At 68.0% G+C, this 14,942-nt stretch carries 16 protein-coding genes; 12 read left to right on the top strand and 4 right to left on the bottom strand.

Annotated elements, in window-relative coordinates; genetic code table 11:
* Positions 1 to 68: 68 nt before the first annotated feature.
* Together QMX79_RS15895 and bioA are read right to left on the bottom strand one after the other, a co-directional pair.
* Positions 69 to 803 carry a 16S rRNA (uracil(1498)-N(3))-methyltransferase gene (locus tag QMX79_RS15895; RefSeq protein ID WP_282247595.1) on the bottom strand — a complete coding sequence of 245 codons (735 nt, stop codon included), beginning with the start codon at positions 801 to 803 and terminating at the stop codon, positions 69 to 71.
* Positions 794 to 2,185: an adenosylmethionine--8-amino-7-oxononanoate transaminase gene (bioA, locus tag QMX79_RS15890; protein ID WP_282247594.1), complete on the bottom strand. Its 1,392-nt coding sequence runs from the start codon at positions 2,183 to 2,185 to the stop codon at positions 794 to 796. The genes QMX79_RS15895 and bioA overlap by 10 nt, the downstream gene beginning before the upstream one ends.
* A gap of 62 nt (positions 2,186 to 2,247) precedes the next feature.
* On the opposite strand from bioA, the gene nudE reads away from it, so the two are divergent.
* The 10 genes from nudE to QMX79_RS15840 all read left to right on the top strand — a co-directional run bounded on the left by nudE (position 2,248) and on the right by QMX79_RS15840 (position 9,273).
* On the top strand, positions 2,248 to 2,796 hold the full coding sequence (gene nudE, locus QMX79_RS15885) for an ADP compounds hydrolase NudE (protein WP_282247593.1): 549 nt from the start codon (positions 2,248 to 2,250) through the stop codon (positions 2,794 to 2,796).
* Entirely contained in the window at positions 2,793 to 3,596 is an 804-nt protein-coding gene (gene cysQ, locus QMX79_RS15880; RefSeq protein ID WP_282247592.1) for a 3'(2'),5'-bisphosphate nucleotidase CysQ, read from the top strand. Before nudE ends, cysQ begins: the two co-directional genes overlap by 4 nt.
* Positions 3,597 to 3,607: 11 nt before the next feature.
* The gene (gene mazG, locus QMX79_RS15875) at positions 3,608 to 4,420 is read left to right on the top strand and encodes a nucleoside triphosphate pyrophosphohydrolase (protein WP_282247591.1); all 813 of its coding nucleotides are present in this window, start codon (positions 3,608 to 3,610) and stop codon (positions 4,418 to 4,420) included.
* Positions 4,417 to 4,740, top strand: coding sequence for a YnfA family protein (locus QMX79_RS15870; RefSeq protein WP_282247590.1), 324 nt, complete (start codon positions 4,417 to 4,419; stop codon positions 4,738 to 4,740). The genes mazG and QMX79_RS15870 overlap by 4 nt, the downstream gene beginning before the upstream one ends.
* A gap of 58 nt (positions 4,741 to 4,798) precedes the next feature.
* Positions 4,799 to 5,761, top strand: coding sequence for an SPFH domain-containing protein (locus tag QMX79_RS15865; RefSeq protein ID WP_282247589.1), 963 nt, complete (start codon positions 4,799 to 4,801; stop codon positions 5,759 to 5,761).
* 1 nt (position 5,762) lies between these two features.
* Entirely contained in the window at positions 5,763 to 6,194 is a 432-nt protein-coding gene (locus tag QMX79_RS15860; protein WP_282247588.1) for an NfeD family protein, read from the top strand.
* Positions 6,195 to 6,284: 90 nt separating this feature from the next.
* Complete coding sequence (gcvT, locus tag QMX79_RS15855) at positions 6,285 to 7,397, top strand: glycine cleavage system aminomethyltransferase GcvT (protein ID WP_282247587.1); 1,113 nt, start codon at positions 6,285 to 6,287, stop codon at positions 7,395 to 7,397.
* A gap of 62 nt (positions 7,398 to 7,459) precedes the next feature.
* A complete protein-coding gene (gene gcvH, locus QMX79_RS15850) occupies positions 7,460 to 7,855 on the top strand; it encodes a glycine cleavage system protein GcvH (RefSeq protein ID WP_282247586.1) in 396 nt (131 codons plus the stop codon).
* Positions 7,856 to 8,039: 184 nt separating this feature from the next.
* Positions 8,040 to 8,375: a hypothetical protein gene (locus QMX79_RS15845; protein WP_282247585.1), complete on the top strand. Its 336-nt coding sequence runs from the start codon at positions 8,040 to 8,042 to the stop codon at positions 8,373 to 8,375.
* A gap of 397 nt (positions 8,376 to 8,772) precedes the next feature.
* Positions 8,773 to 9,273, top strand: a complete 501-nt coding sequence (locus QMX79_RS15840; RefSeq protein WP_282247584.1) for a hypothetical protein — start codon at positions 8,773 to 8,775, stop codon at positions 9,271 to 9,273.
* Positions 9,274 to 9,474: 201 nt separating this feature from the next.
* Here the strand turns inward: QMX79_RS15840 and QMX79_RS15835 are convergent, their stop codons facing one another.
* Together QMX79_RS15835 and QMX79_RS15830 are read right to left on the bottom strand one after the other, a co-directional pair.
* Positions 9,475 to 10,872, bottom strand: a complete 1,398-nt coding sequence (locus QMX79_RS15835) for a serine hydrolase domain-containing protein (protein WP_282247583.1) — start codon at positions 10,870 to 10,872, stop codon at positions 9,475 to 9,477.
* 142 nt (positions 10,873 to 11,014) lie between these two features.
* Entirely contained in the window at positions 11,015 to 12,607 is a 1,593-nt protein-coding gene (locus QMX79_RS15830; protein ID WP_282247582.1) for a choline dehydrogenase, read from the bottom strand.
* A gap of 144 nt (positions 12,608 to 12,751) precedes the next feature.
* Here QMX79_RS15830 and QMX79_RS15825 point away from each other — a divergent pair, with 144 nt between their 5' ends.
* Positions 12,752 to 14,089: an MFS transporter gene (locus QMX79_RS15825; RefSeq protein WP_282247581.1), complete on the top strand. Its 1,338-nt coding sequence runs from the start codon at positions 12,752 to 12,754 to the stop codon at positions 14,087 to 14,089.
* A gap of 29 nt (positions 14,090 to 14,118) precedes the next feature.
* Complete coding sequence (locus tag QMX79_RS15820; protein WP_282247580.1) at positions 14,119 to 14,475, top strand: DUF1304 domain-containing protein; 357 nt, start codon at positions 14,119 to 14,121, stop codon at positions 14,473 to 14,475.
* The last annotated feature ends 467 nt before the right edge of the window (positions 14,476 to 14,942 follow it).

Below are 14,942 nucleotides of genomic sequence, written 5' to 3'. Positions count from 1 at the left end.
GCCACGCAGGGCGTGGCTCTACGGGCGGTGCAGTAGAGCCACGCCCTGCGTGGCTGCGCGCCGCCGGATCAGCCAATATCCCCCAACCGCGCTTGCAGGGCCGCAATCGCGGCCAACCCCGCGGTCTCGGTACGCAGGATCCTCGGCCCCAGCTGCAATCCCTGGAACCCGGCGGCCGCCAAGGCCTGCCGGTCACGCGGCGACCAGCCACCCTCCGGCCCGATCGCGATCACCACGCCCCCGGGCGCGGCCTCCAACGTCGACAACCGGTGCTCGCCCAGCGGGTCCAGCGTCAGCTTCAGCGCTTCCGCCGGCATCGCCTTGGCTGCCTCCTGCACGCCCAGCGGCGCCGCTACCTCCGGCACCCGCGCGCGCCCGGACTGACCACAGGCCGACACCACCACGCTGCGCCAATGGGCCAACCGCTTCTCGGCACGCGCCGCATCCAGCTTGACCTCGGTGCGCTCGGCATTGACCGGCACGATCGCCTGCACGCCCAGTTCGGTGGCCTTCTGCAGGATCAGGTCCATCTTCTCGCCGCGCGCGATGCCCTGCAGCAGGGTGATCGACAACGGCGATTCGTTGTCCAGCGCCTGCGCGGCGTCGATCCGCACGCGCGCGTCGCGCTTGCCCGATTCCACCAGCGTGGCCGCGTAGTCGTGGCCATCGCCATTGAACAGCACGCAGCCTTCGCCTTCGCGCAGGCGCATCACGCGGACCAGATGATTGGCCACCTCTTCCGGCAGCGACAGGGTCTGGCCGACGGCCAGGGGGGCATCCACATAAGAACGGGTCACGCGCATGCAACAGCTTCCTCGATCGCGGCCAGGGTGGTCTGGGCCAGCAGGTCCAGGTGTTCGTCCTCCACGCAATAGGGAGGCATCCAGTACAGCACGTTGCCCAGCGGGCGCAGCACCACGCCGCGCCGCAACGCGGCGTTGTAGGCGCGCATCCCCACCCGTGCTTCGGCGGGGAAGGGCGTGCGTTTGTCGCCGTTGCGGGTCAGCTCGAACGCCACCACCATGCCGGCCTGGCGCACATCGGCCACGTGGGCGTGGTCGGTGAAGGGCGCGGCCAGGGTGCGCATGACCTCGGCGGTGCTGCGGTTGCGCGCGATCACATCCTCGCTGGCGAAGATGTCCAGCGTGGCCAAAGCGGCCGCGCAGGCCAGCGGGTTGCCGGTGTAGCTGTGCGAATGCAGGAAGGCGCGCTCGCGGCTGTCGTCCAGGAACGCGTCGTACAGCGCCTGGGTGGCCAGTACCGCCGCCAGCGGCAGGAAGCCGCCGGTCAGGCCCTTGGACAGGCACAGCAGGTCGGGCATCACCCCGGCCTGTTCGCAGGCGAACAGGGTGCCGGTGCGGCCAAAGCCGGTGGCGATCTCATCGGCGATCAGGAACGCCCCATTCGCGTCGCACAGTTCGCGCGCCCGCTTGAGATAGACCGGGTCGTGCATGCGCATGCCGCCGGCGCACTGCAGGCGCGGTTCCAGGATCACCGCGCAGATCTCGCCCGGGTGCTGGTCGAACACGTCGGCCAGGCGATCCGCCGCTTCATGGGCGCGCTCGGCGGCGCTCTGCCCGGGTTCGGCCAGGTAGGCGTCCGGCGAGGGCGCGAACAGCGCCTCGGTCAGCAGCGGCGCGTACACGCGGCGGTACAGCGGAATATCCCCGACCGACAGCGCCCCCAGGGTTTCACCGTGGTAGCCGTTCTCCAGCGCCACGAAGCGGGTACGGTGTTCCTCGCCGCGGTTGCGGAAGTAATGGAACGCCATCTTCAGCGCCACCTCGACCCCGGCCGAGCCGTTGTCGGCGTAGAAGACCTTGGACAGCGGCGCACGCCCGGCCTGGCGCGGCGCGATCGCCAGCAGGCGTTCGGCCAGTTCCACCGCCGGTTCGTGGCTGAAGCCGGCCAGCATCACCTGCTCCAGCTGGGTCGCCTGGCGGGCGATGGCCGCGCCGATGCGCGGTTCGGCATGGCCGAACAGGTTGGTCCACCAGCTGCTCACCGCATCCAGGTAGCGGTGTCCCTCGTGATCGACCAGCCACGGGCCTTCACCGCGCGCAATCGGCACCAGCGGCAAGGTGTCCGGGTGCTCGCGCATCTGCGTGCACGGGTGCCACAGCACGGCCAGGTCGCGTTGCCGCCACCGGTCGGCCAACGTAAGGGGGGCTGGGTCTGCTAGCATTTCGAGCTCATGGCCACGTTTTCACCTGCCTGCATTCTATCGATCTCCAAGAGCCAGTTCGCATGACCCGTCCGCTGCCCACCATCCACCAGATCACGGACGAGGAAAGCGGCCCGTTCCAGCGGCAGCACCTGGACCTGGAGTTCTCCAACGGCGAACGCCGCCGTTTCGAACGCCTGGTCAGCCGTGGCCACGGTGCGGTGGTGGTGGTGCCGATGCTGGATGACGAGACCGTACTGCTGGTGCGTGAATACGCGGCCGGCGTGCACCGCTACGAACTGGGGCTGGTCAAGGGGCGCATCGATGCGGGCGAAACCCCCGAGCAGGCCGCCGACCGCGAGCTGAAGGAAGAGGCCGGCTACGGCGCGCGCCGCCTGGACGTGCTGCGCGCCATGACCCTGGCCCCGACCTACATGAGCCACCTCTCGCACCTGGTGGTGGCGCGTGACCTGTACCCCGAACGGCTGGTCGGCGATGAGCCCGAAGAGTTGGAAGTGGTGCCCTGGAAACTCGCCGAGCTCGACCAGCTGATGCTGCGCGAGGACTTTTCCGAAGGGCGTTCGCTGGCGGCGTTGTTCATTGCCCGCCAGTGGCTGGAACGCGGGGAATGATCAAACTCACCACCGATCTGCGCGAAACGGTCATTGCCATTGCCCAGGACGCCGCCGCCGCCATCATGGCGGTGTACGCCACCCCCTTCGATGTCGAGATCAAATCCGACCGCAGCCCGGTGACCGCCGCCGACCTGGCCGCCAACCAGGTGATCCTGCGCGGGCTGGGCCAGCTGACCCCGGACCTGCCGATCCTGTCCGAGGAATCGGCGCAGGTACCGTGGGAGGTGCGCCGGCACTGGGGTGCCTACTGGCTGGTGGACCCGCTCGATGGCACCCGCGAATTCGTCAAGCGCAACGACGAATTCAGCGTCAACATCGCCCTGATCTACCAGGGGGCGCCGGCCTTCGGGGTGGTGCTGGCCCCGGTCAGCGGGGTGGCCTGGCACGCCATGCGCGGCGAGCTGGCCTACCGCCGCGACGGCATGCATGACTCGGTGCTGCGCACCCGCACCCCGGCGCTGCCGCCGCTGCAGGTGGCCGCCAGCCGCTCGCACCGCAGCCCGGAAACCCAGGCGCTGCTGGATCGCATGGGTGATATCGAGGTCGTCGCGCAGGGCTCCTCGCTGAAATTCTGCCGGCTGGCCGAAGGCACGCTCGATGTGTACCCGCGGCTGGGCCCGACGGCCGAGTGGGATACCGCCGCCGGCCAGTGCGTGCTGCACGCCGCAGGCGGCGCGGTGCTGTCGGCCGCCACCGGCAAGCCATTCCGCTACAACCGCCGCGAAACCCTGTTGAACGGCGATTTCATCGCGCTGGGCGACACCCGCCTGCCGTGGCGCACCTGGATTCCCGCCTGACCGGAGCACCGATGTCCGCACCCGCCGAACTGGAACGCCTGCTGGGCATCATGGCGCGCCTGCGCGACCCGCTGCAGGGCTGCCCTGGGGACCTGCAGCAGGATTTCGCCAGCATCGCCCCGTACACCATCGAAGAAGCCTACGAGGTCGCCGATGCGATCGATCGCGGCGACCTGGACGACCTCTGCGACGAACTGGGCGACCTGCTGCTGCAGGTGGTGTTCCACGCACAGATGGCCAGTGAGCAGGGCGCGTTCGGCTTCGCCGACGTCGCCCGCGCGATCAGCGACAAGATGCAGCGCCGCCACCCGCACGTGTTCGCGCAGGTGCAGGTCGACGGGGCTGAAGACGTCAACAGCAACTGGGAAGCGATCAAGCGCGCCGAGCGCGCCGCCAAGGGCGATGGAGACAGCTCCGCGCTGGCGGGCATCTCGCGCGGGCTGCCGGAATGGCAGCGAGCGGTGAAGCTGCAGGCGCGCGCGGCGCGCGTGGGCTTCGACTGGCCCGGCCCGGCGCCGGTGCTGGACAAGGTGCGTGAGGAACTGGACGAAGTCGCGGCGGAGTTCGCGCGCGGGCCGGTGCAGGACAACCAGGCGCGGCTGGAAGAAGAACTCGGCGACCTGCTGTTCGTCTGCGCCAACCTGGCGCGGCACGCCAAGGTCGACGTCGGTGCCGCGCTGCGCCACGCCAACCACAAGTTCGAACGGCGCTTCCGCGCCATGGAAGCGCAGGCCGCCGCCGCCGGTGCTTCGATGGCGGCGTTGGACCTGGAGTCGCAGGAGCGCCTGTGGGAGCAGGCCAAGGCCGGCGAAGCCAAGGCGTGAAGACGCTGCTGCTGTTCGTGCTGACCGCCGTGGCCGAGATCGTCGGCTGCTACCTGCCGTGGCTGTGGTTGCGCCGCGACGGCAGCGCCTGGCTGCTGTTGCCGGCGGCGGCCAGCCTGGCCCTGTTCGCCTGGCTGCTGACCCTGCACCCGGCCGCCAGTGGGCGCGTGTATGCCGCCTACGGCGGGGTGTACATCGGCACTGCGCTGGCGTGGCTGTGGGTGGTGGATGGCATCCGCCCCGGCCGCTGGGACCTGCTCGGGGTCGGGCTGTGCCTGGCCGGCATGGCGGTGATCATGTTCGCGCCGCGCGCGGGCTAGGCGGGGCCGACGGCGGATCAGCGGTATATTCGGCACGACCCAGGGAAAGGAGTGTGCGATGTTTCCGACCGTGCTGTTCTCGCTGATTCTGGCCTTCGTGGCCGTGGTCATCCTGTTCAAGGCCGTGCGCATGGTGCCGCAGGGCTATGAATGGACGGTGGAGCGCTTCGGCCGCTACACCCACACCATGTCGCCCGGCCTGCATTTCCTGATCCCGATCGTGTACGGGGTGGGCCGCAAGGTGAACATGATGGAGCAGGTGCTGGATGTGCCTGGCCAGGAAGTGATCACCAAGGACAACGCCGCCGTGCGCGTGGACGGGGTGGTGTTCTTCCAGGTGCTGGATGCCTCCAAGGCCGCCTACGAGGTCGCCAACCTGGAAGTGGCGATGATCGCCCTGGTGCAGACCAACATCCGCACGGTGATCGGTTCGATGGACCTGGACGAATCGCTCAGCCAGCGCGAGGTGATCAACGCCAAGCTGTTGAGCGTGGTCGATCACGCCACCAATCCGTGGGGCGTGAAGGTCAACCGCATCGAGATCCGCGACATCCAGCCCCCGCGCGACCTGCTCGACGCCATGGCGCGGCAGATGAAGGCCGAGCGCGAGAAGCGTGCGCAGATCCTGGAAGCCGAAGGCTCGCGGCAATCGGAAATCCTGCGTGCCGAAGGCGAGAAGCAGGCCACCGTGCTGGAGGCCGAGGGTCGCAAGGAGGCTGCCTTCCGCGACGCCGAGGCGCGCGAGCGCCAGGCCGAGGCCGAGGCCAAGGCAACCCAGGTGGTGTCCGAGGCGATCGCGCACGGCGACGTGCAGGCCATCAACTACTTCATCGCACAGAAGTACGTGGAAGCGTTCAAGGAACTGGCCACCTCGCCGAACCAGAAGCTGGTGTTGATGCCGATGGAAGCCAGTGGCGTGATCGGTTCGATCGCCGGCGTGGCGGAACTGGCCAAGGAAGCGTTCGCCAGGCAGGAAGAAAAGAAGACCACCCGCGCGGTGCCGCCGCGCATCGGAGGCTGAGATGCGCTGGGAAGTGGTGGGGTGGGGTGCGCTGGCGCTGGTGCTGTTTGCCGCCGAAGCGCTGGCGCCGGGCGCCTTCATGCTGTGGATCGGGATAGGCGCGGCCGCGGTGTTCGTGCTGGTGGCCGTGTTCGCCGACATTCCGCTGCTGTGGCAGGTGGTGGCGTTCGTGCTGCTCAGCGTGGTCTCGATCCAGTGCTACCGGCAGTGGGGCCGCACGCGTGCGCGGGAAACCGACGCGCCGTTGTTGAACCGCCGGGCCGAACAGCTGGTAGGGCGGGTGGTCGCGCTGGACCAGCCGATAGTGTCGGGCATTGGCCGCGCCAAGGTCGACGACGCGCTCTGGGTGGTGGCCGGCCCGGACCTGCCGGCCGGCACGCCGGTGCGCGTGGTGGCCGTGGATGGCATGACCCTGAAAGTCCAAGAGGCCTGACGGCGCAGACATGGCGCACCGCCGCAGGCGTTGCGCGGGCGGTTCTGGGATAATGAAATCCTGCATTTTTTCATCCCCCGGACCGTGGTCATGACCCAGAAGACGCTACTCAACGATACCCACCGCGCGCTTGGCGCCAAGATGGTCGATTTCGGCGGTTGGGACATGCCCATCCACTACGGCTCGCAGCTGGACGAGCACCACCTGGTCCGCGCCGATGCCGGCATGTTCGATGTGAGCCACATGACCGTGGTCGACCTGCGCGGCGCGCAGGTGCGCCCGTTCCTGCGCCGCCTGCTGGCCAACTCGGTGGACAAGCTGAAGGTGCCGGGCAAGGCGCTGTACTCGTGCATGCTCAACGCGCAGGGCGGGGTGATCGACGACCTGATCGTCTACTACCTGGCCGACGACTTCTTCCGCATGGTGGTCAACGCCTCAACGCGTGAGAAGGACCTGGCGTGGATCCGCGAGCAGGCCGCCGCCTTCGACGTGCAGGTGACCGAGCGCGAAGACCTGGCGATCATCGCCGTGCAGGGCCCGACCGCGCGCGAGCGCGTCACCGGCCTGGTGGCCGAAGCCGACCGCGCCGCACTGCAGAAGCTGGGCCGCTTCGCTGCCGTGGATGCCACGGCGGCCAGCGGCGCACCGCTGTTCGTCGCCCGCACCGGTTACACCGGCGAAGACGGTTTTGAAGTCCTGGTCGCCCAGGACCAGGTGATCGCCTTCTGGAATGCGCTGGCGGCCGCCGGCGTGCGTCCGGCCGGCCTGGGCGCGCGCGATACGCTGCGCCTGGAAGCGGGCATGAATCTGTACGGCCAGGACATGGACGAAGCGATCAGCCCGTTCGAAGCGGCGCTGGCCTGGACGGTGGCGCTGGACGAAGGCCGCGACTTCATCGGCCGCGACGTGCTGGAAGCGCAGAAGGCCGCCGGCGACGCACGCCAGATGATCGGCCTGGTGATGGACGAGAAAGGCGTGCTGCGCCATGGCCAGGCGGTCACCACCGCCGGCGGCACCGGCGAGATCCTGTCGGGCACGTTCTCGCCGACGCTGGGCAAGGGCATCGCGTTCGCGCGCGTGCCGGGCGGTGAGCTCGGCCAGGTGCACGTGGACATCCGCGGCCGGCAGGTGCCGGTGCGCGTGGTGAAGTTCCCGTTCGTGCGCGAAGGCCAGGCCCAACCCGGCGTGCTGGTCGAAGGCTGATCACCGGTTGTTTTACACTACCCCCGTTTTCTGACCCCCCTGAATTTCTTCGGAGCAGTCCCATGAGCGAGATCCCCGGCGACCTCAAATTCCTCAAGTCCCACGAGTGGGCACGCGTTGAAGGCGACGGCCGCGTCACCATCGGCATTTCCGACCACGCCCAGGGCCTGCTTGGCGACCTGGTCTATGTCGAGCTGCCCGAAGTCGGCGCCGAGGCCAAGGCCGGCGCGCAGATCGCGGTGGTCGAGTCGGTGAAGGCTGCCTCGGACGTGTACAGCCCGATCTCCGGCACCGTGGTCGAGGTCAACGACGCGCTGGAAGGCAAGCCGGAAACCATCAACGAAGACGCCTACGGCGAAGGCTGGATCTGCGTGATCGAGCTGTCCAACAAGGACGAGTTGAACGAACTGCTGGACCCGGACGCCTACGCCGAAGTGCTGGAAGACGAGGACCACTGATCCTCGCCTGCCTGGAAAAGACGGCCGCCCTGTGCGGCCGTTTTTTTTTGCCTGCGCGCGCCATCGTCCGGTTGCCGACGTCCATTGCGTTATCCGTGCGTGAGGGATGGCCAGGCCGTCGACGTGTTCGAGCCGTCGCTGGCGTGCTCATGCCGGACGGTGCCGGCATGCCAACGTGCAGCTCATGAGCACGCATCGACGGTTGCATCGACGCGCATCGTCCCCCGTCGAACGGGTCGTCGATGCACGTAACCGGCACGAACCCGATGCCGACCACCGCCCAAAAGTTTGCGCAGTTCTGCAAATCCGGACGCAAAAAGCGTTCGCGGATGTGAAAAGTTTTCGCCCCTGTTTTGTTCCCGTGCGGGAAGCCGTTGCGATGCCTCCAGCACAGGTCCCTGTCGTCGGCGACAACACCGGTGCATCTGCAGTGCATTTTGCGAAAGTGCTTCTTTTAAGTGTTTTTCTTTCAACGCATCGCCGCTTGAACGGATGCGCGAACGCGGGCAACGCGTGTTGAAGGGGTGCTGCCGAGCGCTTGTGGAGGGTCCGGGCGAGGTGCGCTGGAGGGCCGCCATGTGAATTTTTTTCGCGGGGGTTGTTGACAGTGAAAAAAAGCGTGATTAGGTTTCGCCCAGCAGACCTTGCCTGCCAAACGAGTGAGCCGAATCGACATCCAGTCGCGAAGCACAACCAGAACATCCGCCGCGCGTCCCAAGACGGTGGAGTCGGCTTCGCTACCTCCGGTGAAATGCAAGGGCACCCCGCATTCGATACCTGCCTGGCATCCTGTGGCAGGTATCCCCGTATCCGTCACGACGCGCTCGACGCGACGGCGGTCCCCGCAAAGCAGTAACGGCGGGTTTGCTTTACCTGGGCGTTTCAACTCCATAGATCACTGACGAGGAGCCAATCCCATGGCAACCAAGAAAGCTGCGAAGAAAAAGCCGGCCGCCAAGAAGGCCGTGAAGAAGGTCGCCAAGAAGGCGGCTGCCAAGAAGGCCGTGAAGAAGGTAGCCAAGAAGGCCGCTGCCAAGAAGACGGTAAAGAAGGCAGCCAAGAAGGCGACTGCCCGCAAGGCAGTGAAGAAGACGGCAAAGAAGGCGGTCCGCAAGGTCGCCAAGAAGGCCGCCGCCAAGAAGACCGCAAAGAAGGCAGTGAAGAAGACCGCGAAGAAGGCCGTCCGCAAGGTAGCCAAGAAGGCGGCTGCCAAGAAGACTGCCAAGAAGACCGCCAAAAAGGCCGTCCGCAAGGTAGCCAAGAAGGCCACCGCCAAGAAGGCCACCGCGCGCAAGCCGGCCGCCAAGAAGGCGTCGGCCAAGAAGGCAGTGAAGAAGGTCGCCAAGCGCAAGCCGGCGGTCCGCAAGAAGAAGGCTGCACCGGTCGCCCTGCCGGCAACCCCGGCACCGCTGATCTGATCCATTCCCGATAGCCGTACTGAAACCCCCTTCCCGGCAGCCCAGCGGGAGGGGGTTTTTTTTTGCCCGCAAAAAAAAGCCCCTCCCGCGAGGGATAAACGAATGTTGATTCCGATATGTAGCGCCGGCCGTTGGCCGGCCCTACAAAAAAGGGCGACCCGTAGGCCGCCCTGTACTGAACGCGATATACCGAGCTGGCGTTTACCTCGGCGACGCCACCGCACGATCCGACGACACACCCTTGCGCTTGCCCGGCGCCGGCGTGCTGTCCTCGGTCATCAGGTTGTCGCTGCCGAAGTCGGTGTCCACGTCCAGCCAGCGCTGCGTGGGCAGGCCCATGGCCGCGTCGAGCACGGTCGGCAGCAGGCCGCTGGGCAGGCTGCTTTCGCCGTTCCACATGATGGCGATGCCCAGGTCGCGTTCGGGCACCAGCGCCACCAGGCCGCGATAGCCCTGCACGGCACCGGCATGGAAGATCACCTCATGCCCGGCGTAATCGAAGTTGCGCCAGCCCAGCGCGTAGCCGGCCGAGTGCAGGCGCTCGCGACGCCAGCCCGAGCGCATCTCGCCGGGGGTGTTGATCAGGGTCGAGTGCAGCGTGGCCAGCAGCGGCGCCGGCAGCACGTCGGGGCGGTGCCCGGTGTGGGCCAGCAGCCACTGCGCCATGTCGCTGGCACTGGCGTTGACACCTGCTGCGGGGGCCAGGCGGTAGTAGGTGGGCTTCGGGCTCAGCGACACCCAGCCATTGCGGCTGCGCACGTGCGGGCGTGCCCAGCGCGAGCTGGCCTGGATGCCGGCCAGGCCCAGGCTGGCATCGTCCATGCCCAGCGGCTTGAACAGGCGGCGTTCCACCGACTGCTCGTAGAAGCTGCCCGACGCGGCGTAGACCACGTCGCCGATCAGGCTGAAGGCCACGTTCTGGTACGCGTAGCAGTCGCCCGGCTGGCACTTGAGCGAGGTCGAAGCCAGCTTGTGGGTGAGCGTGTAGTACTCGGCGTTGGCTTCCACGTCGCGGTCATAGGCGTTGTACGGCAGGCCGACGCGGTGGCTGAGCAGATCGGCCACGGTCAGCCGCTCGGTCGCCTCGGGGCTGCTGAGCTGGAAACCGGGCACGTAGTCGGTGACCTTGCTGTCCCAGCGCAGCGTGCCATCGTTGACCAGCAGGCCGGCCATGGTGCCGGCGAACGCCTTGGACAGCGATGCCAGGCGGAACACGGTGTGCGCGTCGACCATCTGCGGGTTGTTGACGTCGGTGACGCCGTAGCCGCGCGCGCTGAGCACGCGGCCGCCCTGCACGATGGCCACCGCCATGCCCGGTACGCGCTCGCCATAGGTGAGCTGCTGGGCCATGGATTCGATGTTGGCCACGTTGAACCCGGCGGCCGGCGGCAGCACCTTCGGGTTGGTCGTGGTGGCCCGGTATGCCGCAGGCTGGGTGTGCGGAATGGCGGACGCGGCGCTGTTCTCGATGTTCACGGGGAACGCGGCCGGTGTCGCACTGGGTGTCTGTGCGGTGGACGACATTGCGATGGGCATGAGCATGCCCAGCAACCCGGTTGCCGCCGAACGGATCGGTCGGCGCCTGCTGTTCTCTTTCATCGTTTGGGGCCCGTGCGCAACTGCTGGGACCGATTCTAGCGCTGCTTTTCCTGATTGCACAAACGAAGCGAAGATGAATGCGTATCGCATTGAAAAGGCCCGGTTTTTGCATCGAATGGGAGGGGGGTCGTCGACGCCCTGTTCAGGTGGCAGGAACGCGCGCCCCCAGCCAGCGCGCGGCGCGTTCGGCAATCATCATCGTGGGGGCGTTGGTATTGCCGCTGACCAGGCGGGGCATCACCGAGGCGTCCACCACGCGCAGGCCCTGTACGCCGCGCACGCGCAGCTGCGGGTCGACTACGGCGTCGGCATGCTGGCCCATCGCACAGGTGCCCACCGGGTGGTAGATGGTCTCGGCCTTGGCGCGGATGAAGGCGTCCAGCGCGGCATCGTCCAGGTCGTTGCTGGCCGGGAAGATCGGCGCACCGCGCCAGCGGTCGAACGCCGGCTGGGCCAGGATCTGCTGCGACATGCGCACGCAGGCCTTCATCATGGCCAGGTCGTGCCCCTCCGGATCGCCCAGGTAGTTGGCCTCGATCCGCGGCGCGGAGGCGGGGTCGGCATCGCGCAGCAGGATCCGCCCGCGGCTGCGCGGGTGCAGCGCGCAGGCGTGCAGGGTGTAACCGTCGCCGGGCAGGCGGTGGCGGCCATGGTCGTCCAGCATCGCCGGCACGAAGTGGAACTGCACGTCGGCGCCGTCGCCCTGCGCCAGCGGCGAGCGGGCGAAGCCGCCGGCCTCGGCGATGTTGCTGGTGCCGGCGCCACGGCGCCCGCGCAGGAAGTAATCGAAGGCGATGCGCGCCTGGTTGCTGCGGTCGTAGCTGACACCCGGCTGGGTGTGCACCAGCGTGCAGATGTCCAGGTGGTCCTGCAGGTTGCCGCCCACCCCGGGCAGGTCGACCCGGGTACTGATGCCGTGCGCGCGCAGCTGCCGGTGCGGGCCGATGCCCGAGAGCATCAGCAGGTGCGGGGAGTGGATCGCGCCGGCGCTCAGGATCACCTCGGCGGCCGCATGCGCATGCCGGTGCGCACCATGGTGGCGGAAGTACACGCCGTTGGCCGTGTCGCCCTGGAAGCTCAGGGCGCGTGCACGGGCACCGGTGAGCACGGTGAGGTTGCGCCGGCCGCGCGCGGGGCGCAGGTAGGCGGTGGCGCTGGAGCAGCGCACGCCGTCGCGCTGGGTGACCTGGTACAGGCCCACGCCGAGCTGGTGCGCGCCGTTGAAGTCGTCGTTGCGCGCGTGCCCGGCCTGCACGGCGGCATCCAGGAAGGCATCGGAGAGCGGGTTGTGGTGGCGCAGGTCGGACACCGACAGCGGCCCGGCGTCGCCGTGCCAGGGGCCGGCGCCGCGGCTGTTGGCTTCGCTGTGCAGGAACCAGGGCAGCACGTGCGACCAGTCCCAGCCGGTGGCGCCGGCGGCAGCCCAGCCGTCGTAGTCGGCCGCCACGCCGCGCACGTAGCACATGGCATTGATGGCGCTGGAGCCCCCGAGCACCTTGCCGCGCGGCCACCACAGCCGCCGGCCATCGAGCGCCGGCTCGGGTTCGGTGTACAGGTTCCAGTTGATGCGGCGGTTGTTGACCAGCCGCGCCAAGCCGGCCGGCATGTGGATGAAGGGATTGCGGTCGCGCGGGCCGGCTTCGAGCAGCAGCACGCGGCAGTGCGGGTCGGCGCTGAGCCGGTTGGCCAGCACGCAGCCGGCCGAGCCGGCGCCGACGATGATGTAGTCGTACATGTCCGTTCCCCAACGGTGATGGCACGAGCATAAGGCAGTCCACCCCTAGCGATGTTGCGGTGCATCGTTTACCGTGCGCGCTTTGCTGCCCGGAATCGCCACGATGCTGCCGCTGCCACGCCGCCTGTGCGGGACCTGCGCGCCATGAATGCCCCGGACCCGAGCGCGCCCGCGCAGCCGGGCCTGCGCGCGGCGCTGCGGCAGTCGCCGCCGCTGTTCTGGGCCTGCGTGTATTTCTTCTGCCTGCTCAGTGGCTATTACGTGCTGCGCCCGGTGCGCGAGGCGATGGCGGCGTCGGCCGACCTGCAGACAGTGTTCCCGCCGGCGTTGATCGCGTGGTTCGACGGCCATGGCATCGCGCTGCAGGACTTCGTGCTGCAGGTGCTGTTCACCTGCGTGTTCGTGATCATGGTGGTGCTGCAGCCGCTGTACGGGGCGCTGGTGAGCCGCTACCCGCGGCGGGTGTTCCTGCCGGCGGTGTACGGCTTCTTCATCGTGACGCTGCTGGGCTTCTACGTGCTGTTCGACAGCGGGGTGCCGGGGCGGGGCATGCTGTTCTTCTTCTGGACCACGGTGTTCAACCTGTTCGCGGTGGCGGTGTTCTGGAGCTTCATGGCCGACGTGTTCTCCAACGTGCAGGCACGGGCGTTCTACGGCTACATCGGGGCAGCCGGCACGATCGGCGCGTTCCTGGGCCCGACGTTGACCTCGACGCTGGTGCAGCGGGTGGGCATTGCCAACCTGATGCTGGTCTCGGCCGGCTTCCTCAGCGTGTGCCTGTTCTGCATCTGGCGGCTGCGCCTCTGGGCGGTGGCGCGCGAGCAGGAGCTGCAGCTGGCCTCGGGCGAGGCACCGATGGGCGGCGGCGTGCTGGACGGGCTGAAGCTGATCGCGCGCGAGCCGCTGCTGCGCTGGCTGGCGGTGATGGTGGTGTTCGGGGTGGGCATCGGCACGCTGCTGTACAACGAGCAGGCGTCGATCGTGCGCCGGTTGTACACGGACCCGGCGGCCAGCACGGCGTTCTATTCGCGGGTGGACCTGGCGATCAACGCGCTGACGCTGATCCTGCAGCTGGGCGTGACGCGCTGGCTGCTGTCGCGCTTCGGCATCGCGCCGGCGCTGCTGATCCCGGGCTTTGCGATCATCGTTGGCTTCTCGGTGCTGGCCGCCTCGCCGCTGCCGATGCTGGTGGCGGTGGTGCAGGTGATGACGCGCGCCAGCGAGTTCTCGCTGGCCAAGCCGGCCCGCGAGACGATCTTCACCCGGGTGGACCGGCAGTGGCGCTACAAGGCGGGCGCGGCGATCGACACGGTGGTGTACCGCGGCGGCGACCTGACCTTCGCGTGGGTGCACAAGGGGCTGTCGCTGTTCGGCTCGCACGCGGTGTTCGCGGGCGGGCTGGTGGTGGCGGGCATCATGACGGCGGCGGCGTTCGGGCTGCTGCGCGAAGAAAAGAAGCTGCCGGCCGAGCGGCCGGAGTAAGCTTCCTCCATCTTGTTCGAGGGTTGCCCATGTACTGGACCGCACTGATCCTGACCCTGGTGGTCGCGCTGCTGCACGTGTACTTCCTGGTGCTGGAAATGTTCCTGTGGACGCGCCCGCTGGGCCTGAAGACATTCCGCAACACGCCGGAGAAGGCGGAGACCACGCGCGTGCTGGCGGCCAACCAGGGCCTCTACAACGGCTTCCTGGCGGCGGGCCTGCTGTGGGGGCTGTTCGACCACCTGCCAATGCTGGTGAACTTCATGCTGGGCTGCGTGATTGTTGCCGGCTGCTATGGCGCCTACAGCGTCAACAAGCGGATCTTCGTCATCCAGGCCGTGCCTGCGATCCTGGCCGTCATCGCCTGGCAGTTCGTGCCGGCCTGACCCGCCCTGCGGTAGGTACCGACCGTTGGTCGGTGCGCTGTTCGCCAAGAGCCAACAGCCGAGGTCTGCGAACTCGCTCGCGCTGGGCCGGCGGGTGCGGGTTTGCGGGACACGCCGTAAACCCATCCATGGGGGCTCGTTCGCGCCATCCATGGCGCTCTACGGTCCCGCAAACCCACCCCCGCCGACCCTCGACAGTGGGTTGGTGGCCAAGGGAGATCAAGGGCGGCTCCGATCTTTCTTCATGCGTTACCGGGTATTGGTGCGTTCCGTGCGTTCGTTCGGGAACCGAACCTACCAGCGGCACCACGTAGAGCCACGCCCTGCGTGGCTGATTTTTGCATCCGCACGCGACCCACCGTCGGGGGCGGCCGGCGGGTAGCCCCCGGAGGGACTGTCAAAAACATGGATGTTTTTGCCAAGCCCCCATGGATGGGTTTACGGCGTGTCCCGGAGCGGGGCTACCC

Source organism: Stenotrophomonas sp. PS02300 (genome assembly GCF_029959395.1).
GTDB classification, from domain to species: domain Bacteria; phylum Pseudomonadota; class Gammaproteobacteria; order Xanthomonadales; family Xanthomonadaceae; genus Stenotrophomonas; species Stenotrophomonas maltophilia_AD.
Note: the sequence above shows the minus strand (reverse complement) of the source record. Positions and strands in the feature narration are given on the sequence as shown.